Below are 24,604 nucleotides of genomic sequence, written 5' to 3' on the forward strand. Positions count from 1 at the left end.
CCGGTGACGTAGCGGTGTTACTGGGCTTCGGCGGGCGCGACGGCGTCGGCGGCAGCCGTGTCGACGAGCTCAGGTACAAACGTGCCACCCTCGGCGACCAGCGTGACCTGGTACATCTCCTGGATAAGGGCGTGGTCGCTGGCGCGGACCGTCATCGAACCCTTCGGGCCTTCGAACTCAAACCCTTCGAGCGCCGAAACCATCGCGTCGACCTCACCCTGACCCTCCGCGATCGCGTGAACGATCATGAGGGCGGCGTTGAACCCGTCGGGGCTGAAGAGATCAGGAGCGCTACCGGCCGCCTCGAGGCCCTCGACCATCGCGGTGTTGACCTCATTGTCGGGGCCGCCCGCGAAGTAGTGGTTCAGGAAGCTGATCTGCTCGGATGCCTCGCCGTAGGCGCCGAAGGTGGCGGTGTCGCCGAGACCGGTGACGACCGGGATCGCATCCATGACGCCCTGCTGGCTCATCGCCTGCCACATCGCGCCGGAAGTTGCGCCGGCCCAGGCCACGAAGACGAGGTCGGGAGCGCCGGCGAGCACCTGCTGAGCGAACGGCGTGAACTCCGTCGCGTCTTCGGGGACAAGGACGGCGTCAACAGTCGCGCCTTGCGCGCCGAGGATCGCGGTCACGGCGGCCTGGTTGCCCGTACCGAACGCGGTGTTCTGTGCGAAGACCGTGATCTTCTTGCCCTCGATTTCGTCGAGGAAGGTGCCGGCGGTCGCGACATCCTGCGCGGACTGGCGGCCCGAGCGGAAGGTGTACTCGTTGATGCCCGTGATCGCGTCGGCAGCAGCTGGCCCCGAGATGTAGAGCACCTTGTTCTGCGCGGCCTGCTCCGCCACGGCGAGAGCGACGCCGGACGATGCGGTGCCGGCGATGATGTTCACGCCGGCGCCGATGAGCTCTTTGACGGCTGTCACTGCCTTGTCGGGGTCACCCGCGTCGTCCTTGTTCTCGACGATGATCGTGGTGCCGTTGATCTCGCCCGTGCCGTCGGTCGCGTAGTCGAGGCCGACCTCGAACGCGTCGAGGTACTGCTTGCCGTAGCCAGCCAGCGGCCCGGTCTCGCTCGTGACGATGCCGACCGTGATCTCAGCCGGGCCTGCGGGCGCAGATCCGGATGCACTGCTGTCGGGGGCGGCGGCCTGCGGCGCGCACGCCGCCAGGACGAGTGCTGCCGTGGCAACCACGGAGCCCAGGAGCAACTTCTTCGTAACCCGCATGTGCGTGCCTTTCACCATTGGAAGGATCTTCGCTCGTTGGAAGATTCATGTACCTGAAAACTGATTCAGGTACTGGCAAATGTAGGAACTAGGGCGCGGAACGTCAAGTCGACACGGGATGCTGCGGTCATCGTTATCGATTCGCGACCTGTAGAGACCACCCCGATCAAGAACAACGGCCCCGCGAATGCGAGGCCGTGTCGATGGGAAGAGCGTGTGGTGCACCCCCTGGGACTTGAACCCAGAACCCACTGATTAAGAGTCAGTTGCTCTGCCGATTGAGCTAGAGGTGCGTGGATGCGACGAGGCAACCGAGGGTCAACATTACCATCACGATTGCGTCACCCGGAAATCGAGCCCACAACACGGACAGTATCCTTGAGCACGTGACCTCGCCTGAATCCTCCCCGTCGTTCGACGCGCCGTTCGAGGGCGATCTCAGCGCAGATCTCGCGCTTGCTCTGCGGCTGGCCGATGCGGCGGATGCAGCATCCATGAGTCGCTTCGATGCGCCGGATCTCGACGTCCAGACTAAGGCCGATGCGTCGCACGTGACCGAAGCAGACCTGGCGACGGAACGCGCCATCCGCGCGATGCTCGAAGCCGAACGTCCCGGCGACGGCGTGTTCGGCGAAGAGTTCGGCGTTACCGGTGACTCGGCGCGCCAGTGGATCATCGACCCAATCGACGGAACCGCCAATTATCTCAAGGGCATCCCGATGTGGACGGTGCTCATCGCGCTGTCGATCGACGGCGTGCCACGCATCGGCGTGGCGAGCCAGCCCGCTCTCGGGCGACGATGGTGGGCAGCATCCGGACTCGGCGCGTGGACGAACAACCCTGACGGTTCTCCCCGTCGGGTTAGCGTCTCAGGTATCGACTCGATCGCTGAGTCGAGCGCGAGCTTTCAGAGCGTCAGCCAGTGGGACGACACCGGCCACCTCGACGCACTCATGCGCTTGTCGCGTGCGGTGTGGCGCGACCGCGGCTATGGCGATACCTGGCCGTACATGCTGCTGGCCGAAGGGCGACTCGAGTTCGTTGCCGAGTTCGGCGTCAAAGAGTACGACGTCGCCGCGCTGGTGCCGATCGTCACCGAAGCGGGCGGCAAGTTCACCGACTTCGACGGTGCCGACTCGATCGCCTCACGGTCGGCGCTCGCGACGAACCGCGTTCTCCACGACGACTTCTTGACCCTCCTGCACTCCCCCTGACCCGAATCCCTCGCACTCTTACCCCCCTACGGAGTACCGCTCGATGATCCCCCCACGTATTCGTCTCGGAACGACGGCTCTGGTGCTCGCAGTGGCTTCAGCCCTGCTCGTCGGATGTGCTCCCGACGCTTCTCCCGCACCTTCGGAGTCCGTGTCGACGGCACCGACTCCGAGTGCGACAGCTACGGAGCCGGTGCCCGAGGCAAGCGCGAGCGTGGAGCCAGTGGGTGACCCGACGTGCGAGGCGATCATTCCGGAAGACACCGTCAACGAGCTCGGAGCCATCGGCTGGACCGTGCGCGCCGATTCGCTCTACATAGGGGCTCTCGAAGTACCCGAGGGTCTGCAGTGTGTGTGGGCCGACTTCGCGGGGCCTGCCGGCGATCATCTCCTGATCTTCGGATGGGGTCCGATCGAGGACGCCGAAGCTACTGCGGCGCAGGACGAGCTCGTCTCGCAGGGCTGGGTGCGCGAAGAGGCCGAGACCGGCGTGTACATCACCGAGAACCCTGAAACGACGATCGCGACCGACGCTGACGGATACGGTATGACGTACTTCTTCGGCGACGGATGGGTCAAGCTCGCCGATACCAAGCAGGGTCTGCTGCTCATCACCTGGCCCCCGGCCTGAGATGGCGATCGGCGCCACGATCCACACCTTCGCGGTACAACTCGCTGATATCGATCGCGGGGTCTACGACGAACTGACACTGCGCGTGGCGAGGCATCCGTCCGAGACGGACGCTTTCATGCTGACGCGCGTGCTCGCCTATTGCCTCGAGTTTCAAGAGGGCATCGCGTTCAGCGAGGGCGTGTCATCCACCGATGAGCCGGCGGTTCTGGTCCGCGACATGACGGGCGCGCTGGTCGCGTGGATCGAGGTCGGTGCTCCGGATGCTGCGCGCCTGCACACCGGTTCACTCGCTGCCGATCGGGTCGCCGTCTACACGCACCGTGACCCTGCCAAGGTCGCCGCGGTGTGGGCGGGAAAGAAGATCCATCGCGCCGATGAGATCTCGCTCTACAGCTTCGACCCCGGCTTCGTGGACGCCGCGGTTCGTGCGCTCGAGCGTCGCAACAGTATGACGGTGTCGATCACCGAGCGGCGACTGTACTTCGAGCTGAACGGGCTCACGCTTGAGACCGAGGTCCACCAGCGCGCGGTGGCGTAGCGCACGCCCGAACATACGCGAAGGACCGGACTCAAGAGTCCGGCCCTTCGGCCCACTTCCCGTCGGAGGCTGTGCCCACTTGTCGCTTAAAGACGTCGACCGTGCGGGAGCTGTGCTGGGGAACACCAGCCTTCGCACGCTCTAGTCAACGACCCAGGGACCACCAGCTCACTCGCTCGTTCGGCGGGGCTCCGGTCCGCGGTGGGTGATAGTTCGGACCGGTCGGGTTCGGACTCTGGGGGGAGCACCGACCCTTTGGGTTCAAATGTCAGTACGCCGCTGGTGCAGATGTGTTGGCACCTGCGCCAGCGGCGTCATGACTTAGTTCTCTCCCTGCCGCCCTAGGGCGTTACCGGAGGATCTACCGGAGGATCTACCGGAGGATCTACCGGAGGATCTACCGGAGGAGGCGCAGGCGCCTCGAGCGGATCAGCTGCCACCGCGGCCGCGGTCGGCCCGGAGGTCACAGATCGCAGGATGCCATCCGCATCGGCCCAGGTGACGGTAACCCGCAGGAACTGCCCCACCAGGTCATCGTCCGCGAGCGGAAGCGTCGCCAGCCCGTTGCCATTCTCCACCGCCGTCCAGAGGCTTGCCGGTCCGGGGACGGCAGGCCCAGGCGTAGCAGCCCACGTGAACACAACGTTCGTCGCGCCCGTCAGGTCGAACGGCTCCTCCGAGTCCAGCTGCAGGAGCTCGGCAGTGATCAATCCAGGAGCATCGTTTGTGCCGTCAGTCGGCGTCTCCGTGTCGAAGGCGATCTCCGCGGCTACAGGCTCGAGCGCCAGCACTCCATCGTTGAACTGAACGAACTCAATGTTGCGCAGGATGTCAGACCCTTCGCCCTCCGTTACCAGAACCGGCTGAGTCGGCGGGTTGTCAGCGTCAACCGGCTCCACCCGGTAGTAGCCGTCACCGAGATCGGTTACCGCGTACTCGTCGATCGAACCGATGTAGACGGCCGTGTCGACATCCGTGTCTGCGGTGTCAGAGGTGACAATCTCGCGGACGATATCGATGTCGCCCGGGTTGATCTCACCGCTGAACACACGCGCCTGGAGTTGAGCAGCACTGTCGAACCGCTCTCCAGTCAGGGTGTACTCGAGCTGCACACGGAGGTACGAGTCACCGTCGATGAAGTCATCGCCGCCGCGACCCTCGATCGTGTCGTCTCCGCCACCACCGATGATCACCTCGTTCCACAGACCCGCATCTCCGTCGGGGCCAGGCTCCATGAACCGGGCGGCGTAGTCTTCATGCCCCTCGGGTCGGAGAATGGCCTCGAAGCCAGGAATCAGGTCGAGAGCGGCCTGCGTGAGCTTGTGCAGAGGAATCTCCTGAGCCGGGATGTCGCCACCGTCGACCGCAGCTCCGCGCAAGATATCGTCGCCCGCGCCACCGGAGAGTGCCTCCATGAGGTCGAATCGTGACGGCAACGGGTTGCCTACATCGAACAGCCGGTTGTATGCCCAGTCCGACGTGATATTCGCCGTTTGGCCATAGTAGGTCAGCCAGTCGTAGCCGATGTTTCCGAGGTGACGGTCCGTTCCGGAGGATTCGCCGACGAGGATGTCGTTGCCGCCTTCACCTTCGACGTCATCGTTGCCGAGTCGGCCGATGACCACATCATCACCACCGAGGGTGTCGTTCTGACTCTGGTCGGCGTTGTCGCCTTGCAGCAACTCGGCTCCGGAGTTCGAACCCTCGATCCAGTCGTTGTGCTCGCCACCGAAGACGATCATGCGACCACTGGTGCCGAGAACGATGTCATCACCGAGACCGGCGAAGAACGTTCCGTCCCCACCGCCCTTGACCAAGAAGTCATCGCCGCTACCGCCGATTCCGAGGTCGATTCCCGACCCCATGTCGATTGCGTCGTTGCCCTGCTTGCCCTTGATGTTGTCATCACCGAATAGGTCGGTGATGATGTCGTCGCCGAGACCACCGACGAGCGCATCGTTACCCGACCCACCTTCGATCACGTCGTCGCCGGCGTAGCCCCAGATCGAGTCGTCGCCTTCGTCTCCGCGGAGGCGGTCGTCGCCGGCCGTACCGTGGAGTTCGACGTGCTCGTCACCGACCCACCGGTACGTACCGTCGCCATCCTGGAGCAGTCCCTCGGGGAGCACACCGTCGAATTCATCGATCACCAGAACCGGGTCCTGGAGAGCGAAGATGTCGGCGGGCAGGTGCGACGCGTCCGTGTTGCGCTGGATCATGTCTGAGAACGTGTTGCCCTCGAGCGCCGCGAACAGCTGCTGGCCGGGGTTGCGGAACAGGTAGTAGAACCTGTCTGCGAACTGAAGGTCTTCAATCTGCGTCTCGAAGACGAAGTTGAAGCTCGACCCGAGCATTCCACCGAACGGGTTCAGCCGCTCTGCGAGGCCGCCGATCCAGAAGTCGACATTCTCCAGACCAGTGATCGTCTCTCCGGCCACGTTCGACCAGTCGATGACATCACCGTTCGGAGCGGTGTAGACCGTCGAGTTCATGAACGCCAGTCGGTCATCGGGAGCGACGAGCGGTGCGGGAGCGAAGTCGGCGAGCTCGAGCTCGATCGCCTCACTCACCACCGCGGTACCACCGAGCACAAAGATCTGGCTCGGGCTCAGTCGACTCAGCTCTGCCCGCAGTGCCGGGGTCAGCCCCGTCGGCGGAACGAGAAGCACCGGCGAACCGTTGATTCCTGCTCCCGGGGTAGCTGCCAGGGCGTCGGGGAAGTTGACACCGGTCGCCAGGTACACGCGTTCTGCCCCTGCGGGGAAGAACTCCTGCGTGATCTCGATTGCCGTCTCGTACCTGTCGGCACCTCCCAGCCGGATCACGTCACCATCGGTGTAGGCACCCAACTGGTTGGCAACGCCTGCCGAAACCGCCGCGGTCTGACCGAGAATCACGATCTCTGTCGGTTGCAGCGTCTCCAGCGCAGTGATCGTGGCCTGAGGAATCGACGTAGGCGTCACGAGGAGCACCGCCGATCCGCTCGCTGCTGCCACTGCGGCCCCTGCAAGGGCGTCCGGGAAGTTCAGCCCGTTCGCGATGAAGACCCGTCCGCCCGGCTCGAGCTCGGAAGCGATCGCCGCTGCCGTCTCGAACCGGTCTGCACCGGCGATGCGCTCTACCGGTAGGTCATCATCAAATATCGCGTTCAGCGAGGCCACCGTGTTCGGACCGATCACGCTCGTGCCACCCAGCACCACGATCCTTGCGGGCACAACGTTGTCCCGTGTCAGGTTTCCCAGTGCGAGCACTGTGGCAAGGGGAAGCTCACCCGTGTCTCCAGCTCCAGTGAGCAGCACCGGGCCGCCGGTTGCTGCCGCCAGTGCACCACCGGCCAGCGCGTCGGGGAAGTTTGCTCCCGAGGCGATGTAGATCACCGGGACCGGTCCAGGCAGGAACTCCCGCTCCGCGATTCGCCTAGCGGTGTCGAAACGGTCGGGTCCGGCGAGCCGGACAACGAATTCCTCACCCTGCGGTGCGCCATTCACGAGCAGAGCCGCGGCGTTGCGCTTCTCGTCCAGCGTGGTCGCGTTCAGGATCGTCTCGTGGGTGCCGTAGGCCGCCACGAAGTTCACCAACGATGCCTTCTCACCTGCACGGCCGAAGTTGTCACCGTTCTTGGTGTTCAGGCCGAAGTCGGTCCAGTTCGCGTACGGACGAAGGTCCGGGTCACCGGTATTGGCGAAGAAGCTCGCCCGCGCTGCCTGCAGGGGCGCGATTCCCGTGTCACGGCCGCGCATCAGGTTCAGCGATGCAAGGTCGAGCGGCAACCCGAGCAGATTGTTGCGCAAGACATCGACGATGTGTTCGTCGATCTGGCTACCCACGCGGCTGGTCATTCCGTTGATGAGCGAGCCAGCAGCCTGCTCCGGTGTGAGTGCGCCGAACTCGTCGAACAACCCCGGGTTGAGGAAGCCGTCGAGCAAAGTGACATCACCCATACCATCGGGCTCAATGACGCCCGCCTCGTCGGTGACGACGGGCTCGCGGCCGATCTCTTCGGTCATCATCGAGTGACCGAAGCGGTAGACCACGTGTGCGAACTCCGCCGTGATGGCGGGATCGACATCTGCGACGTATCCGTTTTCGTTGAATGGAATGGCGTCGATGTTCGGTGCGATCTTGCGCGCGAACTCTTCGAAGACAAGGTGCTGGTACTGCATCTCGGTGGCGAACTTCGCCGCTTGGAAGAGGCGCTCTTCGTAACTCCAGTCGTCCTCGGTGCCAGCAACCGGCGGAAGTGCGTCCGGGTTGACTGCGGGCACGTAGCCCGGTAGCTGGTCCGACGGCTTGTCGGAGCTGTACGAGTGGGTCTCGCCACGGAACGCTGCGGCGAACTGCGCCAGCCCTCCCCGCTCGTCGGAGTCCTGCGCAACGAGGTCTTCGGTGCCTGCGACACCTCCGAGGAGATCCTCGATCTGGCCGACCATGCGGTTGTGCTCCGCGTGGAACACAGCATGCACCGCGGTAAGACCGATGTTCTCGTTCACTCGGCCATCGCCGGCGATGTAGTGAGCGTTCAAGGCGGCGATGTTGTAGCCCGTGAGCACGGGTTCGCCGGTGATCGGATCGAGAACGGCGTCGCCATTCTCATCGAACGAGGGGATGAGGTCGCCTGTGACCGGATCGACGATTGGCGTCGCGCCGTGTGCGATGTCGTCGAGGAATGCGTGACCCGTGCCGAGCGCGTCGGCGGGAACGGCGGTACCCGCGAGCGATCCCTCAACGAACGTGGTTCCGTCGCCTGTGATGAGCTGCGGGAAGCCATTCGCGCCAGGCACGAAGTTGCCGTAGGGGTCGACGCGCACCTGGGGAACGTCGAGCAGATCGGCGTCCGTCAGCACGATGCCGAGGATCGTCGCAGCCTGATTCTTGACATCGAGCCACTTGGCCATGCCGCCAGCGGTTCCTTCAATCAGGTGCCCCGTAGCCCACGGTTCCTGGTCGCCATCGCCGTCGGTGTCGATGAGCTCGTACTCACGCAGGAAGACCTGGTGTGCGGGGTGCGAGGCGTAGGTCTGGTTCTGGTCGATGAACGGCGACGTGAGGTTCATGTGCTCGGTGTCGTTGCCTTCTACTCGCGTCGCACGCGAGAGAGTAAGGAAGTTGCCGTCCGGGTTGCAGTCGATCTCGGGGCCGTCGGGGTCTGCCGGGTTGGGCTTTGTGCCGTCGGCGGGGCAGAACAGCGGGTCGTCGGCGTTGAGCGGAACGACGATGGAGCCGTTGCCACCCTTTCCGACAAGGTCGAGACCGTGGTCGAAGAATTGACCAAAGAAGCCGGTGAACGTGTTGAACGGGGCAGAGAGACCCTCGTCAGGAGCCGTATTCGGCGTCGTTACGCGATCGGTTCCGGGGACCTCGATTGCCGTACCGGCCTCAAGCTGGTTCTCGATCGCGGGGTTGGACGTGGACTGGTCGACAATCAAATTGCTGATCTCGCGGGGGTGCGAGTCGTAGACGTTGCCGCTGCGCTGGTCGTAGCAGGTGACGCCCGGGTCGCAGAGCGCAGTCTGCTCGGGCGTGTTCGGCTCGAAGTCGAGGATGGCGACCTCAGGGTCAGCCTGCTGCCACTCGGCGGGAACGAGTCGGGGGAAGGCCACGTCGGCGGCGCCGAACAACTCCCGCTCAGCGAGAACGTTGTTGTAGGAGCCGTCGACCGTGCGCACGCCCTTGGGCACTGCCGCGTTCCACACGCAGTTCTGCGCGTTGGGCCCCTGCTCGGGGCAGTACAGCTCGTAGACGTCGGGGTTGAGCTCGTCTGCGGCGTGCGCCTCGGAGACCTGGATCTGGCGGAGGATGAACTCCAGATCGTTCTGCGTCAGCACGAACGATGGATCCTCGTCCGTGACCGCCGCAGCCGGCGGTGGCTGTGTTATGAACAGCAATGTCACCACCATCGCTGTGGACGCGAGCATCGCGAGAGCGATCCGCCATCCGGAACGGAGTGAATTCGTGGAGCCAAAGTGCGACGCTGTGGCGCTCATGACGATGCTTCCCAGAGCGATCGGGGGTCGCTCCATTGTTCCCCAGTGATCGGGCAGTTCCCAGTTCTGCCTCGCTCGGCGCCCCAAAAAAGGCCGATGGAATGTTTCTACCTCACCACCCAGCAAACGGCAAGAGGATTCACAACAAACAATCAGGGTTTATCTCACGCTCTCGTAACGGCACTCCCGGCGCGTCAGCGGGCACGCGGCCCTAACCAGGCCAGCACGGTCACACAGAACGCAGTCCAAAAGAGAGTTCTACTGGAGCACTGCGACTTTCTCATCGACGCTCGGCGCCACAGCGGGAGCTGCTGGTCGCGAAAGTCGACTTGGCCACCAGACTCGCGCGCCGAGGTCATACACCAGCGCGGGGAGAAGAAGGATACGGACGACAAAAGTGTCGAGCAGAACACCGAACGCAACGATGAAGGCGATCTGCGCGAGGAAGAGAAGTGGCAAGACGCCCAGCGCCGCGAAGGTGGCAGCCAGCACAATGCCGGCCGAGGTGATCACACCACCCGTGAGCACAAGACTCCGCAGAATCGCCGGTCGTGGTCCGTACACTGCAGTCTCTTCGCGAGCACGGATCATGAGGAAGATGTTGTAGTCCACACCGAGCGCGATGAGGAACACGAAGGCGAAAAGCGGAACAGTGGGATCCGCGCCCGAGAAGCCGAAGACGACGTTGAAAACGATTGCCGAGACTCCGAGCGCTGCGGCGTACGACAGGGCAACGCTCGCAATCACGAGGATCGGCGCCAGCACCGACCGCAGAACTCCGATCAGGATGACAAGAATCGCAAGGAGGACCAGCGGAATGATCAGCGAGCGGTCCGCGGCTGCTGCAGCGTTGGAGTCGATGTCGATCGCCGTCTGCCCGCCGACCAGGATGTCGGTACCGACCTCATCCAGAGCGAGCCGCAGGTCTCGCACGGCCTGCTCGGCCGCGGGCGTGTCGGCCGCCGAACTAAGCGTCACTTCGAGCATGACCCGGTCGTTCACGACCAACGGTGCGAGAGGTATTCCCGCGCCAGCGGCAAACGGCTGTATTCCGTTCTCGTTTATGGGCGATGGGCCGCCCAGGGTAGCGATTCGGACATGGTCGACACCATCTACGGCGAGCGCGGCGCCCGTCGCTTGCAGCATCCTCTCTGTGTCTACGACGACCACTGCGGGAGTTCCTGAGCCCGCAGGATAGTGCTCGGCGAGGACGGCGAGCCCGTCGCGTGCCTGAGATTCGCCCAGCACATACTCGCTGGACGGCGAGCCGTCAGCCTTTAGCTGGGTAACGCCTACTGCCATCACGGCAAGCACCACAGCCGTGAGAATCCACACAGGTCGGTGGTGTGCGGCAACGAATCTCGCAAGACGCGGCCAGACTCTCGATCCCTCGAGAATGTCGTCGTCGGAGACGGGCGTGGGGTCGAAGAGGATCTTGCGGGGCCAGAACGCGACGCGACCTGCCCACAGGAGAAGAGCGGGAAGGAGCGTGAACGAGGCCAACAGGGCGAAGACAATGCCGATCGAGGCAATCGGCCCGAGGGTGCGATTGGAGTCCAGTTGGCTCAACAGCAGCACGAGCAAGGCCGCGATCACAGTCAGCCCGGAGGCGACGATCGGCTGCCATGAGCCGCGTAGGGCCGCCCTGGTCGCCTCCCACTTGGACTCGTGAACACCGAGCGCCTCGCGATAGCGCGCGGTGTACAGAAGTGCGTAGTTGGTTGTCGCGCCCACGACAAGGATGAGGAGTATCCCCTGCGTCTGGCCGGCAAGCAGGATCGTGCCCGATCGGGCCAAGCCCGACACGACCAGGACGGCACCACACAACGCCGCGAGGCTCGTGGTCAAAACGATGATCGGCAGAAGCGGAGATCGGTAGACGATGATCAAGATCAGGAAGACCGCCCCGAGTGCGACCAGCAACAGGAGCCCGTCTATCCCTGAGAACGCCGCTATGATATCGGCGGCAAAACCGGCGCCCCCGGTGATGTACACACCGGTTGCCGCGGGAACTGCGGACTGAAGTTGCGCGCGCAGGGTCTCGACCGATTGGTCCAACTCTCCGGTCGCGTTGATCGGAATAACCTGCACTGCAGCGAGCCGGTCGTCCGAGACGATGATGGGGGTGGACCGGCCGATCGAGACACCCTCGATCGGCGTCATCCGCGTGATCTGTTGATGCATTACCGGTCCGGCATGATCGTCGAGTGGTTCGTCGAAAGTGAAGACTGCCACCGCGTAAGTGAAGCCAGCCGAGCGGAACTCGCTCTGGATGTGGTTCACCATGGTCGACTCGGAGGTTCCGGGAAGGAACTGAACACGATCATTCGTGCCGAGATCATTGAGTTGACTGAACATCCGGCCGCCCACGAGCAAAACGATCAGCCACACCGCAATGATTGCCGCTGCCAGCACAATTCTCCGCGGCGGAGTCTTCGATGACGAGCGCGGCTTTTCCCCAGAAACCATGGGCCACAACTTACGTCATGTTGGACTGGATACGCGATGCAATCCTCGATTGACACGCGATGCGTCCGCTACTCCATACGCTCCTGGGTATGGAGCGCGCAAACCGTGAGTGCGTGCTCAGCCGTTCGACGCCATGAACGGCTCCCAGGGCACAAGCGAATCCCGGTACGACGCCAGCGCAGTCTCCAAGGTCGCGCCGAGGTCGACGCACGCGTCTTCAGCGACTGAGCCGCATCCCGATTCAGACCATGCAGTGCCCGCTTCGGCCGCTGCCGCTGCCGCAGCGGCGGTCGGCGGAATGAGATCTGCAACCTCCTGCGGCGGAGTCGTGGAGATGAACTCCGAGTGCCCCGGTGTCGTGAGCGCCGGCCAAAGCTCTGCGGCCGTACCGACCATCCCGATTGCGGAGAAGACTGCGACAGTGCAATCGATGTTCGACGCGCTCAGATCTTGCATCGACTCACAGGACGCCAAGTCCCAGTTGCCCAACCACTCAACCCACTCGAGCTGTTGCTGTTGGGCGACGGCGCCCCACTGCTCAGGGGTGCTCGGCGCATCGGTGGGTGCCGGCGCCTGTGAATTGCTTGGCGCCGGCGTGACGCTCTCGTCGGACTGCGCGGTACACCCTGCGAGCACGAAGACGCCGATGAGGCCGGCGGCAAGACGCATCGAGAGATTGGTTCGCATGGCGACGAGTCTAACCTCAGCCAGGAAAAGCGCCCGTCATCGAGGCAGGTATGCGCGATCCGAAAAGTGAACGTCAGAACCGGAACAGGATCTTTCCGGCACGGCCGGGCGCGGCGCTGGCTGCGACCGCAGCGCGCGCGTCTTCGAACGGGAACACCGCTTCGACGGGGAGCACGACTTCGCCCGAGCCGACGCGCTGAAGAAGCTCGGCGAAAAGGGCTCCCCGAGTCGCGGCATCCATCGTCTTGCTGATGCGACTGGCCCAGAAGCCCTTAACGGTGATGTCCTTGAAGATGAGGTCGCCCGAGGTGATCTGCAGGACGGGCGACTCCATCGACCCGAACGACACGAGAGTTCCGCCTTCGCCGAGCAGTGACGCCAGCCGTCCGGAGTCTTTGCCACCCACAGAGTCGACCGCTGCGCGCGGAGCGTTCTCACCGAGGAGCTCGGATGCGCGGTCGCGCCAGTTCGCACTCTCGGTCGAGACGACATTGTGGATGCCGAGTGCTGCCAGTTCGTCGACGCCCACATCGCGACGGACCAACCCGAGAACGTGGATTCCTCGAGCGGCGGCGAACTGGGCGACGAGTTTGCCGACCAACCCGTTGGCCGTGTTCTGCACGATCCAGTCGCCGGGCTGCACGTCGAGGTAGTCGAGCAGGCTGAGCGCACTGAACGGCATCGAGATCAGCTGCGCCGCGGTCTCATCACTCATCGCTGCAGGCACGGGGATGAGCCCCGCCGGCTTGGCGATGAAGTACTCGGCCCACACCCCGAACGTCCCGCTGGCGACGACGCGCTGGCCGAGCGTCAGGGTGTCGACGTTCGCGCCGAGAGCGTCGACGATGCCGACAGCTTCGGTTCCGGATGCTGCGGGCAGATCGGGCGTGAACCCATAGCTACCGCGGATCGTCCAGAGGTCGTGATTGTGGATGGGCGAGAGCACCGTGCGAACGCGGACCTGACCGGGTCCAGGTTCGGGAAGCGGCCGTTCGGCGACCTCGAGCACCTGAGCGGGATCGCCGAAAGTCGAGTGGACGAGTGCGCGCATGATGGGCTCCTGAAGGGTCGACGAAATTCGTGCGGTGAGTGCAAACTTCGGCCGCACGAGTGCGAACCACAATGTCGACGATACGTGCCGCCTGGGCGGACTTCGCCGATCACGCGGCAGAAGACCACAAGTCTCGCGCGCGACAGCGCGCGCGAGCTTTTAGAAGGGTGGGCGTTCGTCGGTGGGTCGGAAGACGGGGACTCTCCGCTCCGGGTTCACCATGCAATGTCGGCCGAGTCGTGAGGTCCATCCCCGCCGCACAGTTCCCTCGCCCAGGCGAGCGGGATCGGACCGACACCTTCAACCCGCGCCCGATCCGAGCCTGCCGCGGCGACCGCGGCATCATCGTCCAGTCGCTGTGCCCAGCGGAATCAGGACGCTGGGTCGTACATGAATTCCCGCACTTCCTGCGGACAGCGGCACGCCTTCGCGATCTTCGCGGCCCACTCGATCGCAGCCTCGCGGGAGGGCAACTCAAGGACCGTGTACCCGCCGTTCGGAACGTTCACGCCCGGATACGTCCCGTCAATGATCGAGGCATCCCCCGTCACCCGGAACGGTGCGACGTCTTCATTCACCCCGCCACCGAAGACGTATGCACCGGCCGCTTTGGCCTCTTCGATCACGGCGTGCGATTCCTCGACGACGGTGTCCCACTCGCCGTCGGCTACCTCCATTGCCTCGCCCGGAAACGAAATCAGGTACTTGGTCATGCGTCACTCCCTTGTCGGCCCCGACGATTATGCATACCGCCAGTCAACTGTTTCGTCTAGGGGGGATGAATCACCACGAACCCACGTAAAATGGAGAGTCTTGAGCAACCGAGCCTGACGAGCCCGTTCAACGGAGGTCCTGTGGCCGGAAATGCCACCACGCGCTTTGAGAACGTTTCACTGCTGTCTGTCGCAAGCACGCTGCCGACTCGGGTAACGACCTCGGAGGAGATCGAAGAGCGCCTTTCGGGCGCCCTCCGACGGCTGAAGCTGCCCGGCGGATTGCTCCAGCGTGTCGCCGGCGTGCTGGAGCGCCGCAACTGGAACGTAGGTGAGTCGTCAGACGATGCCACGATCGCAGCTGGCGTGCGCGCAATGGCCGAGGCCGGAGTGGCTCCCGCAGACGTCGGTCTGCTCATCAACACCTCTGTGACACGCAAGCACCTCGAGCCGTCTGTCGCAGTCCGACTACACCACGGACTCGGACTGCCGAGCTCGGCGATCAACTTCGACGTCGCGAACGCGTGTCTGGGTTTTGTGAGCGGTATGAGTCTCGCGGCGAGCATGATCGAGTCGGGGCAGATCCGCCATGCCATCGTCGTCAACGGCGAAGATGCCGACGACATCCAGATCAACACGATTCGTCGACTCCTGCGCAATGACGTGGACCGCGACGGGTTCATGAGCGAGTTCGCCTCGCTCACTCTCGGTTCCGGCGCCGCCGCGGCAGTGCTCGGCCGCACGGACGAGCACCCCGGGGCCCACCGCATCCTCGGCGGCGTCACCCGCGCGGCCACGCAGTTCCATGAGCTGTGCGTCGGGAGCGTCGACGGCATGTTCACCGATGCGAAAGCGCTCCTCAAGGGCGGCCTCGACCTCGTCGTGTCCGCCTGGAAGGAAGCTGCAACCGAGTGGAATTGGTCGTCGATGGACCGATACATCACCCACCAGGTGTCGTCGGTTCACGCCAACGCGATCGTCAAGGCCGCGAAGCTCGACCGTACGCGCGTGCCGATCACGTTCCCGCGATACGGCAACGTCGGCCCGGCCTCGATCCCCATCACACTCGTCGAAGAGCAGGCGACACTCCGCAAGGGCGATCGCGTGCTGCTCATGGGTGTGGGGTCGGGGCTCAACACCGCGATGATGGAACTCGCCTGGTGAGTCACAAAGCCGGGCGCCCACCGTCCGACTTGCCCGGACTCGACGCTCGCTTCAGCCGAGTCAAGAGTGTGCCCGGACGCGGCGCCGACGCCGGGCTCACGCGTGACTGGCACTACCTGGACACCGGCGACGAACTGGCACGCCTCGGCATTCCGATCGCGGGGACGATCCTCGCTGTGCATGGCAACCCGACGTGGTCCTACCTCTGGCGGAAAGTAGTGGCAGAATCGGTGCGCGCGGCCGAGAGCGGCGGTCCAGCATGGCGCGTCGTCGCGGTCGACCAGCTCGACATGGGCTTCTCCGAGCGCACGGGTGTGCGCCGGCCACTGGCCCAGCGCGTCGCCGACATGGGCGCCTTCACCGAGGCGATCTCACTCAGCGGCCCAGTCGTGACGCTCGGTCACGACTGGGGCGGGGTCATCTCGCTCGGCTGGGCGATCGATCACCCCGAGTCCCTCTCGGCCGTCATGCTGTTGAACACAGCGATCCACCACCGCGACGGTGTGTCCATCCCCGCACCCCTGCGGCTGGCCAGAGCGCGCGGAGTCCTTGCGGTGTCAACCGTCGCAACGCCCGCCTTCCTCGATACAACTCTCTCCTTGGCCTCCCCCGCGTTGGACGCCGATACCAAGGCCGCATACCGGTCGCCCTATCGTTCCGCCGCAGAGCGTCGCGGCATAGGTGGGTTCGTTTCCGACATCCCCGTGGATGCTCGTCACGAAAGCCACGCCGAACTCGAGCGGATCGCCAACGCCGTGGCCGCACTGAAGGTGCCTGCCTTGATCCTCTGGGGACCGGACGATCCGATCTTCGGCGATCGCTACCTCGACGATCTGGTCGACCGGCTTCCGCACGCTGACGTGCATCGATTCGAAGGAGCCGGACACCTCTTGGCTGAGGACCGACAGTATGCGCACAGCGTGCTGTCTTGGCTCGCCGACACCCGCGCGCGGCTGATGGGGAGGGAGGCCCCGTCAGCGGATGCGTCGACAGAGACACGGCCTGCGGATGCCGCATACTCGGAGTTCGTGCCGATCTGGCGCGCAGTCACGGAGCGTGGCAACGACGATGCCATCGCGATCGTCGACATGTCTTCGGGGCGCCGTGGCGGTTCCCCGCGGGTCACCTGGCGGCAACTCGACGACCGGATCCAGCGCATCGCCGCCGGACTGCACGGCATCGGCGTGCGAAAGGGTGATCGCGTCTCGCTCCTCGTCCCGCCGGGGCCGACCCTGTCGGCCGTCGTATACGCATGCCTGCGCATCGGCGCGGTCGTCGTGGTGGCGGATGCCGGTCTCGGCATCCGGGGCCTCTCGCGCGCCGTGCGGGGATCGTGGCCGGACGTCATCATCGGCGAGCCCCTGGGGCTCGCGGCATCCCGCGTGCTGGGATGGCCGGGTACGCGGATCTCGGCCACCCCTCTTCCGCGGGCAGCGGCTGCGGCGCTCGGTGTGTCCTACAGCCTGCGCGACCTCGTGGACATGGGCGCGGGCAATCCTCTCCCGGCGGCGCCTGAGCACGCGGACGACGCGGCGATCCTCTTCACCTCCGGATCCACGGGCCCGGCCAAAGGGGTGGTCTATTCGCATGGGCAGCTCGCCGCGCTGCGGGATGTGCTCGCCGATCACTTCGAGGTGACCCGCGACACCGGTCTGGTGACGGGTTTCGCGCCGTTCGCACTGCTCGGCCCGGCGCTCGGCACTCGCTCGGTCACCCCCGACATGGACGTCTCGGCGCCGAAGACCCTCACAGCGCGCGCAGTCGCCGCAGCGCTGCACGAGTCCGACGCAGAGATCGTGTTCCTGTCACCGGCCGCCGTCCTCAACGTCGTTGCGACGGCGGATGCACTGACTGCCGATGACCGCCGCGCACTCGCCCGCGTGCAGACGTTCCTCTCCACGGGGGCCCCAATCGGCATGCCGCTGCTCGAAGCGGCCGCGAGCGTTATGCCGAACGCCACTCCACACACGCCCTACGGCATGACGGAGTGCCTGCTCGTGACCGACGTCACGCTCGAGGGCGTTCGGGATGCGGCGACCGCGCCCGACTCGGGGGTATGCGTGGGCTCGCCTATCGGTTCCAATCTCGTGCTCATCAGTGCGCTCGATGCGGACGGCCGCGCGACCGGCTCACCGAGCCCCGAGCCCGGTGTGCTCGGCGAGATCCTCGTCTCGGCAACCCATCTAAAGAGTCACTACGACCGGCTCTGGCTCACCGACCGCGAGGCGGAACGCGAGACGACGACGATCGCGGCCGCCGTTGCGGGTACGCGCTGGCATCGTACCGGCGACGTCGGGCATCTCGACACGCTCGGGCGTCTGTGGGTCGAGGGTCGGCTGCCGCACGTGATCGTCAGCGAGAACGGACCGATCGCGCCCGTCGGCCCCGAGCAGGAGATCGAGCGCGTCGGCGGTATCCGTCGCGCTGCTGTCGTCGGCATCGGCCCGCATGGACTTCGGCAAGCGGTCGCGGTCGTCGAGACTCTGCCGACCACTTCCCGGCCAGGACTGGCCGACTCTGCGATCACCACCGCCGTGCGTGCGGCTGCGACGATCCCGCTGGTCGCGGTTCTGACCGTGCCGCAGCTCCCGACCGATATCCGCCACAACTCCAAGATCGACCGGTCGAAGCTCTCGGTATGGGCCACGCGAGTGCTCGCTGGGGAAAGACCGGGGGAACCGTGATCGTTCTCGTGACCGGCGCCTCCGGTTTCCTCGGCCGCGCTGTCGGCGCCGAACTGGTCTCCGCAGGGCACGTCGTGCGGACGCTGCAACGCCGGCCGTCTCTGGTCGACGGGGCAGTCGACTTCGTCGGATCCATCACGGATCCGCGTGTGGTCTCCCAGGCGACCGACGGCGTGGAGGGAGTCGTGCATCTCGCCGCCAAAGTCTCGCTCACGGGACGCGCCGAGGACTTTCAGACGATCAACATCGAGGGCACGCGCTCGCTGCTGGATGCCGCCACACACGCCGGCATTCGGCGCTTCGTGCAAGTCTCATCGCCGTCTGTCGCGCATGCCGGAATCGCGCTTTCGGGTGTCGGCGCCGAGCCGGCCGACCCCGCGAACGCGCGCGGCGAGTACGCGCGAACCAAGGCCGAGAGCGAGCTGATCGCCCTCGCGCGCGACTCGGATGCGCTGCACGTCGTGGCCGTCCGCCCACACCTCGTGTGGGGCCCGGGCGACACCCAATTGATCGGGCGCGTCGTCGAACGCGCCCGGCGCGGGCGCCTCCCGCTCTTGAACGGCGGGACGGCGCTCATCGACACGACCTACATCGACAACGCCGCGAGCGGCATCGTCGCTGCGCTTCATCGCGCCCCGGAGGCGCACGGTCGGTCATTCGTGCTCACCAACGGCGAGCCTCGCCCCGTGGGTGAGCTTCTGACCGGCATCTGCCTGGCTGCGGGCGTCAAGCCACCGGGGTGGAGCGTCCCGGCCGGACTAGCCCGCATCGCGGGTAGCGCGATCGAGCGTGTCTGGGCGATTCGACCGGGCACGGACGAGCCTCCGATGACGCGATTCCTCGCCGAGCAGCTGTCAACGGCGCACTGGTTCGATCAGCGTGACACGCGTGCCACGCTCGACTGGTCGCCGACGGTGTCAATCGACGAAGGTCTTCGCCGCCTTGCTGTTTCCTACGCCTGACCGCACGGGGGAAGTCGGCTCACAGAGAAGCCCACGAAGAAGGCCCCACCGAAGTGAGGCCTTCTGCACGTGACAGCGGCAGTGGAGATGGGGGGAATCGAACCCCCGTCCATCGCTGAGATACTGCGTCTTCTCCGGGCGCAGTCTGTAAGAACGTTCTACTCGGCTCCGACCTTTGTCACAGACACCTAAGTCGACAAGCCCAGCCTGGGAAGAGTCCCGAGCGGCGTCCAGACGCCACCGCTCAGCAAGTCCCCTAGATGACGCGAGGGTCCGTAGCGGGAACGCCTACGGTCTCACGGAGTTCAGGCTCGCTTAGGCAGCGAGGGCGAACTCATTGCGATTTGCATCGGCAATTATGTTTTTGCAGAGGTCGTTTACGAGATAACCCTGCATCCTCGGCCCGCTTCCCGCAGATTCGCAAGCGATGTCGAAACCGATCATCCCCGTGAACCTTCGTTGAAGGAACCGCTGTCACGCTGTGGAGTTGCATTGCTCGGATGCGCAGCATCCGAGCATCACAGCCTACAACGGATGCAGCTCCCCCGCCATCCCATCGCTCGGCTTTGCACCGCCATAGGATCGAGGAGTGAAGCTGAGAACCCTCGTTGCGGTGCTAACGCTCCTCTCTGTGGCGATCTTTTCGGGGTGCGCGACGGGAACGGGTACCCCCAGCCCGTCCGCGTCCGCGTCCGTGTCGCAGTCAGCAGGCATGTCCCCCACGCCCACTGCCAGCGCGACCCCGACGCCCGAAGCGGTCGAACCCACCTGCGAGAACATCGCGACACCCGAGTACCGAGCAAGAGCCGCCGAGACTGAATGGGTGTCGTGGCCGATGCCCCGCGAGGGTATCGGCCACAACCCCTTCGAGGTCTTCCCGGATGGTGCGCCCGCGGGATCGATTTCATGCAGGTGGGGTGAGGATCCAGACCTCGCCACGGACAACGTCGTCGACCTTGCCTGGTCGCCGATCGCCCCGGATGAATCGACCGACGCACAGACCGCTCTGGAAGCAGACGGGTACGAACGAATCGATGCTTCAGAGGGTGTGTACCTCGCGATGCGCGGGGAGCAGGGATGGGGCGACAGCGAGGGCTTCGCGCAGTCGTACCTCTTCACAAGGGACGATGTGCGCTGGGCGATGACCAAAGCGGAGCTTGAGTTCGTTCAAGCCCCCGAAGCAAGCGAGTGACGACGTAAGGTCGAGGCCATGAGTGAAGTCATCGTCACAGTCCGTGGAGAACACGAGACCCGCGTCGCGCCCGAAGAAGCCGTTGCTCATCTCTCGGTGCGCGCAGAGAGCTCGGAACGCGGCGCCGTCGTCGAGAAGATGTCGGCACTCACCGCCCCGCTGCGCGACGACCTCGCCGCGCGCAAGCTCGCCGGGGGCGTGGCGGACTGGTCGAGCCAGCGCGTGTCGATCTGGGCCAACCGACCGTGGAACAACGAGGGCAAGCAGTTGGCCCTCGTGCACTACGGATCTGTCGAAGTGACCGCCACTTTCACCGACATCGCCGCGCTGTCGTGGTGGATCAGCGAAGTCTCCGAGCGCGACGGGGTGCAGATCGACGGCGTCACCTGGCGTCTCACGCCCGACTCGGCACGGCTCACCGAAGCCGCCGTGGCCGCACAAGCGGTGCGCGTCGCTGTCGAGCGCGCGAACGCGTACGCCGCGGCGCTCGGCCTCACGACAGTGACGGCGCTCGAGATCGCCGATTTGGGCCTGCTCACCCACGCTGCGCCCGAGAGCGCAACATCGCCGAAGATGATGCGTGCAATGGCGATGGACTCAGCCGGCGGCGGACCGGCGTTGGACTTCCAGCCCGAAGACATCGTCATTCGGGCCGGTGTCGAGGCGCGGTTCTCAGCGCGGTGATCAGCGCGCCACCCGCCCCAGTGACGGTTCGCGAAGGGATCGCCGAGCGACTCTCGCGCATGATCCAGCTCCCGACTGTGTCGGCGGAGCTCGAGCATCGAGGGCAGCAGCCCTTCGACGACTTCGTCACGCTTCTTGCCGGACTCTACCCCCTGACCCACTCGACGCTCACTCTCGAGCGACACACCGAGTTCGGGCTGCTGTTCCACTGGAGAAGCTCGGGAGAAGCATCCGGCGGCCCTCTCGTGCTCATGGCGCACTACGACGTCGTCCCGGTCGATGAAAGCGACGCGTGGACGTACCCGCCTTTCGAAGGACGCATCGCCGACGGTTCGGTGTACGGACGGGGCGCGTTGGACGACAAGGGCCCGCTCATCGTCATCCTCGAGGCGGTCGAGAACCTGCTCGCCGATGGGTTCACCCCTGCGCGCGATGTGTACCTCTCGTTCGGCGGCAACGAAGAGACGTATGGTGCCGCGGCTCAAGCAATCGCGGCCGCTCTACGCCAGAGGGGAATCATGCCCTGGATGGTCATCGACGAAGGAGGTGCGGTGGTGGACGCCCCGCTCCCGTTCGTTCCTGGCCGCGCAGCAATGGTCGGCGTGGGCGAGAAGGGCGTGCTCACCCTGAAGCTCACCGCTCGCGGCGAGGGCGGTCACGCGTCCGCACCCCCGGCAACGACGGCCGTGCGTCGTATCGCCCGAGCGCTCGACCGGCTCGACGCACGCACGTTCCGTCCGCGCACACCGGCAGGTATTTCTCGGATGCTGGCGCAACTCGCCGCGCAAACGCCCGGGCCTGCTCGACACCTGCTGAAACTCCTGAGCGTCACTCCCCCGCTTACCGCGCGCGTCTTCGCCGCGCTCGGGGGCGACCCCGCAGCCCTGGTGCGCACGACGATCGCCGCGACGATGCAATCCGGTGGCACAGCGGCGAACGTGCTCCCGTCGCAAGCCTCGGCGACCCTCAACTTGCGGATCGCACTGGGTGAAACAGTCGCGGGTTCGGTGCGCCGCGTTCGGCGTCGCATCAGCGACTCGCTCGTCACCATCGAGGTCGTCGAGGCGAGCGAGCCCTCACCCGAATCTCCAACCGACAATGCCCAGTTCGCACTTCTCGCGGACGCATTGGTCGTGTCCCACCCCGGAGTCGCCGCCGTGCCGTACGTGATGATGGCGGCCACCGATTCGCGCCACTTCCATCGCTTTTCGCCGGCGGTCTACCGCTTCGCACCGCTCGAGATGTCGAATGCGCAGCGCGGCTCGATCCACGGCGTCGATGAAAGTGTCGAGATTGCTGCCCTCGAACGCGGAGAACGGTTCCATCGCGCGCTGCTGCAGAAGTTACAGTGATCGCACCCGATCTCATCGGGCAGAACTCGACGACGACCTGCCCGGTCCCGAAACTGAAGGAGCCGCGATGAGTCGCGCTATCACCCTGGGCGCCCTGACCAGTGTCGTGGGCTTCCTCGCCTTCGTTGAGTTCACGAGCGGTATTCTGCAGGGCTACTACACGCCGATGCTCACGAACATCGCGCGTCATCTCGACATCCACGACGCCGACGTCAACTGGCTCGAGGGGTCGCAGCTCATGCTGTCCGCGCTCGTTGTCCCCGCGTTCGCGAAGCTCGGCGACATGGTCGGCCATAAGCGGATGCTGCTGATTTCGACGGCGCTGACGGCCGCGGCATCCCTCGTCCTCCCCTTCACCGATTCGTTCATCGTCTTCCTCATCGCGTGGTCGCTGCAGGGGTTCTACGTCGTCTGGCTTCCGCTGGAGATCGCGCTCATCTGGTCTCGGTCACGCTCGATGCCCGGACGCTCGATCATCACCGCCCGCGCGGCCGGCATTCTCGTCGCCGCCCTCGAGGCTGGCGCCATCACCGGCGCCCTCGTCGGCGGTGCGCTCGTCGACTCTCTCTCACTGCAGGTCGTACTCCTGGTTCCCGCGATCGCCGTGGTGATCTGCTTCTTCGTGATCTGGTTCGGGGTGAAGGAATCGCCCGAACCCACCGGAGGCCGCTTCGACACGGTCGGCCTCGTGCTCATCTCGTTCGCGCTCATCGCGTTCACCGGCGGGCTGAGCTTCCTTCGCCTCAACGGCGTCGATGACCCGCTGTCGTGGGGCCTGGTTGGTCTCGGACTCGTGCTGGTCTGGCCGTTCGCCGCCTGGGAACTCCGCCACGACGACCCCCTGATCGACGTGCGCATGTTCCGTTCCCCCGCGCTCGGGCCGGTATTCCTCACGGCGGGCCTGTTCGGCGTGAGCGTCCTGGGTGCGCAGGCGCCCCTGTCGACGTTCGCCCGCACCGATCCCGACGTCTACGGCTACGGGCTCGGCACAACGGGTTTCGCGACTTCGCTGATCATCGGTGTCTATCTCATCGCGATGATCGTCGGCGCCCTGCTCTTCCCGCTCATCGCGCGGCTCACCCGTCCGCGCCTCACGCTCATCGGCGCCTCCACGCTCGTGGGTATCGGGTTCCTGATGTTCTTGCCGTTCCACGACACGTACGGGCAACTCATCACGAACATGGTCATCGTGGGACTGGGCTCTGGAGCCCTGGTCGCTGCGCTGCCAGCGGCCGCAGCATCCGCAGCCCCACCGACGCAAACCGGCGTCGCGACCGGCCTCACCAACTCGGTCAAAACCGTCGGTGGCGCGATCGCATCGTGCGTTTTCGGCATCGCTCTCTTGCAGGGCGCTGGCGGCGCGGTAGCCGAAGGCACTGCCGGGTCACTGAGCGGCTACTTCACCGTGTGGATCGTGTGCGGCGTCACCGCACTCGCCGCCGCGGTCGTGCTGGTGTTCGTACCGAAAGAGGCCTTCACCGACCGCGCGGTCGTCGAGGCCGAGACGGAGCCGGTTGTTCGCTAAAGCGGGTCAGTCGCCGAGGCGGTTGCGCGAACGCATCGCGCGCTCGGCTTCGCGCTTGTCTTGACGCTCGCGCAGCGTCTGTCGCTTGTCCCACTCGTGCTTGCCCTTGGCGACCGCGATCTCGACCTTGGCTCTGCCGTCCGAGAAGTACAACTTCAGCGGAACGAGCGTGTAGCCACCGGCCGAGACCGCGTGGCTGAGCTTGATGATCTCGTCCTTGTGCAGCAGAAGCTTGCGAATGCGCTTCGAGGCGTGGTTGGTCCAGTGGCCCTGCGAGTACTCGGGGATGTGCACCGAGTCGAGAAAAGCCTCGCCACCCTGAATGAAGGCGTAGCCATCCGACAGGTTCGCCCGTCCCTGACGCAACGACTTGACCTCGGTGCCGGTGAGCACGAGGCCCGCCTCGTACGTCTTCTCGATGGCGTACTCGTGGCGCGCGCGACGATTGGTCGCAACCACCGTCTCACCGCGTTCCCTGGGCATGCTGACTCCTTGACCGATGCCGCGCCCTGCGCACGACAGCCT

Annotated in this window: 17 protein-coding genes, 1 tRNA gene and 1 other RNA gene; 10 read left to right on the forward strand and 9 right to left on the reverse strand. The window is 65.2% G+C overall.

Features of this window, described 5'->3' with window-relative positions:
- Window positions 1-17 precede the first annotated feature (17 nt).
- Together LG299_RS03275 and LG299_RS03280 are read right to left on the reverse strand one after the other, a co-directional pair.
- Window positions 18-1,226 carry a substrate-binding domain-containing protein gene (locus LG299_RS03275; protein WP_404433493.1) on the reverse strand — a complete coding sequence of 403 codons (1,209 nt, stop codon included), beginning with the start codon at window positions 1,224-1,226 and terminating at the stop codon, window positions 18-20.
- 217 nt (window positions 1,227-1,443) lie between these two features.
- Window positions 1,444-1,519 (reverse strand) — tRNA-Lys (locus LG299_RS03280).
- Between the two features lie 93 nt (window positions 1,520-1,612).
- On the opposite strand from LG299_RS03280, the gene LG299_RS03285 reads away from it, so the two are divergent.
- The 3 genes from LG299_RS03285 to LG299_RS03295 are packed head-to-tail and all read left to right on the forward strand — an operon-like array spanning window position 1,613 to window position 3,612.
- Window positions 1,613-2,440, forward strand: coding sequence for an inositol monophosphatase family protein (locus LG299_RS03285; protein ID WP_404433495.1), 828 nt, complete (start codon window positions 1,613-1,615; stop codon window positions 2,438-2,440).
- Window positions 2,441-2,483: 43 nt separating this feature from the next.
- Window positions 2,484-3,071, forward strand: a complete 588-nt coding sequence (locus tag LG299_RS03290; protein ID WP_404433497.1) for a hypothetical protein — start codon at window positions 2,484-2,486, stop codon at window positions 3,069-3,071.
- Window position 3,072: 1 nt separating this feature from the next.
- Window positions 3,073-3,612 carry a YaeQ family protein gene (locus tag LG299_RS03295; RefSeq protein ID WP_404433499.1) on the forward strand — a complete coding sequence of 180 codons (540 nt, stop codon included), beginning with the start codon at window positions 3,073-3,075 and terminating at the stop codon, window positions 3,610-3,612.
- A 341-nt stretch (window positions 3,613-3,953) separates the two neighbouring features.
- On the opposite strand, the gene LG299_RS03300 is transcribed toward LG299_RS03295, so the two are convergent.
- The 5 genes from LG299_RS03300 to LG299_RS03320 form a co-directional block, all read right to left on the reverse strand.
- Window positions 3,954-9,596: a cell wall-binding repeat-containing protein gene (locus tag LG299_RS03300; RefSeq protein WP_404433501.1), complete on the reverse strand. Its 5,643-nt coding sequence runs from the start codon at window positions 9,594-9,596 to the stop codon at window positions 3,954-3,956.
- A gap of 258 nt (window positions 9,597-9,854) precedes the next feature.
- Window positions 9,855-12,011 carry an MMPL family transporter gene (locus LG299_RS03305; RefSeq protein ID WP_404433503.1) on the reverse strand — a complete coding sequence of 719 codons (2,157 nt, stop codon included), beginning with the start codon at window positions 12,009-12,011 and terminating at the stop codon, window positions 9,855-9,857.
- Between the two features lie 171 nt (window positions 12,012-12,182).
- Window positions 12,183-12,752, reverse strand: a complete 570-nt coding sequence (locus tag LG299_RS03310) for a hypothetical protein (RefSeq protein WP_404433505.1) — start codon at window positions 12,750-12,752, stop codon at window positions 12,183-12,185.
- Window positions 12,753-12,825: 73 nt separating this feature from the next.
- Window positions 12,826-13,803: a zinc-binding dehydrogenase gene (locus tag LG299_RS03315; RefSeq protein ID WP_404433507.1), complete on the reverse strand. Its 978-nt coding sequence runs from the start codon at window positions 13,801-13,803 to the stop codon at window positions 12,826-12,828.
- A gap of 371 nt (window positions 13,804-14,174) precedes the next feature.
- Window positions 14,175-14,516 (reverse strand): YciI family protein, encoded by a 342-nt coding sequence (locus LG299_RS03320; RefSeq protein WP_404433509.1) that lies wholly within the window; start codon window positions 14,514-14,516, stop codon window positions 14,175-14,177.
- A gap of 141 nt (window positions 14,517-14,657) precedes the next feature.
- Between LG299_RS03320 and LG299_RS03325 the strand changes: the two genes are divergently transcribed.
- From LG299_RS03325 to LG299_RS03335, 3 genes are read left to right on the forward strand one after another with little or no spacing between them, the layout of a single operon-like run.
- Window positions 14,658-15,680 carry a 3-oxoacyl-ACP synthase III gene (locus LG299_RS03325; RefSeq protein ID WP_404433511.1) on the forward strand — a complete coding sequence of 341 codons (1,023 nt, stop codon included), beginning with the start codon at window positions 14,658-14,660 and terminating at the stop codon, window positions 15,678-15,680.
- Complete coding sequence (locus LG299_RS03330) at window positions 15,674-18,364, forward strand: alpha/beta fold hydrolase (RefSeq protein WP_404434779.1); 2,691 nt, start codon at window positions 15,674-15,676, stop codon at window positions 18,362-18,364. The genes LG299_RS03325 and LG299_RS03330 overlap by 7 nt, the downstream gene beginning before the upstream one ends.
- Window positions 18,361-19,326: an NAD-dependent epimerase/dehydratase family protein gene (locus LG299_RS03335; RefSeq protein WP_404434780.1), complete on the forward strand. Its 966-nt coding sequence runs from the start codon at window positions 18,361-18,363 to the stop codon at window positions 19,324-19,326. The genes LG299_RS03330 and LG299_RS03335 overlap by 4 nt, the downstream gene beginning before the upstream one ends.
- Window positions 19,327-19,405: 79 nt before the next feature.
- Here the strand turns inward: LG299_RS03335 and ssrA are convergent.
- Window positions 19,406-19,774: a transfer-messenger RNA gene (ssrA, locus tag LG299_RS03340) on the reverse strand.
- A gap of 264 nt (window positions 19,775-20,038) precedes the next feature.
- On the opposite strand from ssrA, the gene LG299_RS03345 reads away from it, so the two are divergent.
- The 4 genes from LG299_RS03345 to LG299_RS03360 all read left to right on the forward strand — a co-directional run bounded on the left by LG299_RS03345 (window position 20,039) and on the right by LG299_RS03360 (window position 24,079).
- Window positions 20,039-20,518: a hypothetical protein gene (locus LG299_RS03345; RefSeq protein WP_404433513.1), complete on the forward strand. Its 480-nt coding sequence runs from the start codon at window positions 20,039-20,041 to the stop codon at window positions 20,516-20,518.
- 18 nt (window positions 20,519-20,536) lie between these two features.
- A complete protein-coding gene (locus tag LG299_RS03350; protein ID WP_404433515.1) occupies window positions 20,537-21,202 on the forward strand; it encodes an SIMPL domain-containing protein in 666 nt (221 codons plus the stop codon).
- Window positions 21,203-21,261: 59 nt separating this feature from the next.
- On the forward strand, window positions 21,262-22,554 hold the full coding sequence (locus tag LG299_RS03355; protein ID WP_404433517.1) for a M20/M25/M40 family metallo-hydrolase: 1,293 nt from the start codon (window positions 21,262-21,264) through the stop codon (window positions 22,552-22,554).
- 67 nt (window positions 22,555-22,621) lie between these two features.
- Window positions 22,622-24,079, forward strand: a complete 1,458-nt coding sequence (locus LG299_RS03360; protein ID WP_404433519.1) for an MFS transporter — start codon at window positions 22,622-22,624, stop codon at window positions 24,077-24,079.
- A gap of 6 nt (window positions 24,080-24,085) precedes the next feature.
- Here the strand turns inward: LG299_RS03360 and smpB are convergent, their stop codons facing one another.
- Window positions 24,086-24,562, reverse strand: coding sequence for an SsrA-binding protein SmpB (gene smpB, locus LG299_RS03365; protein WP_404433521.1), 477 nt, complete (start codon window positions 24,560-24,562; stop codon window positions 24,086-24,088).
- Window positions 24,563-24,604: the final 42 nt, after the last annotated feature.

It is taken from the genome of Microbacterium lacus, from assembly GCF_044794305.1.
Lineage (GTDB): Bacteria > Actinomycetota > Actinomycetes > Actinomycetales > Microbacteriaceae > Microbacterium > Microbacterium lacus_B.

Excerpts from the sequence above, each read along its gene's own strand:
- LG299_RS03320 (WP_404433509.1), bottom strand. The coding sequence starts at position 14,516 with ATGACCAAGTACCTGATTTCGTTTCCGGGCGAGGCAATGGAGGTAGCC.
- LG299_RS03315 (WP_404433507.1), bottom strand. The coding sequence starts at position 13,803 with ATGCGCGCACTCGTCCACTCGACTTTCGGCGATCCCGCTCAGGTGCTC.
- LG299_RS03360 (WP_404433519.1), top strand. The coding sequence starts at position 22,622 with ATGAGTCGCGCTATCACCCTGGGCGCCCTGACCAGTGTCGTGGGCTTC.
- LG299_RS03275 (WP_404433493.1), bottom strand. The coding sequence starts at position 1,226 with ATGCGGGTTACGAAGAAGTTGCTCCTGGGCTCCGTGGTTGCCACGGCA.
- LG299_RS03300 (WP_404433501.1), bottom strand. The coding sequence starts at position 9,596 with ATGAGCGCCACAGCGTCGCACTTTGGCTCCACGAATTCACTCCGTTCC.
- LG299_RS03295 (WP_404433499.1), top strand. The coding sequence starts at position 3,073 with ATGGCGATCGGCGCCACGATCCACACCTTCGCGGTACAACTCGCTGAT.
- LG299_RS03290 (WP_404433497.1), top strand. The coding sequence starts at position 2,484 with ATGATCCCCCCACGTATTCGTCTCGGAACGACGGCTCTGGTGCTCGCA.
- LG299_RS03345 (WP_404433513.1), top strand. The coding sequence starts at position 20,039 with ATGTCCCCCACGCCCACTGCCAGCGCGACCCCGACGCCCGAAGCGGTC.
- smpB (WP_404433521.1), bottom strand. The coding sequence starts at position 24,562 with ATGCCCAGGGAACGCGGTGAGACGGTGGTTGCGACCAATCGTCGCGCG.
- LG299_RS03310 (WP_404433505.1), bottom strand. The coding sequence starts at position 12,752 with ATGCGAACCAATCTCTCGATGCGTCTTGCCGCCGGCCTCATCGGCGTC.
- LG299_RS03355 (WP_404433517.1), top strand. The coding sequence starts at position 21,262 with ATGATCCAGCTCCCGACTGTGTCGGCGGAGCTCGAGCATCGAGGGCAG.
- LG299_RS03350 (WP_404433515.1), top strand. The coding sequence starts at position 20,537 with ATGAGTGAAGTCATCGTCACAGTCCGTGGAGAACACGAGACCCGCGTC.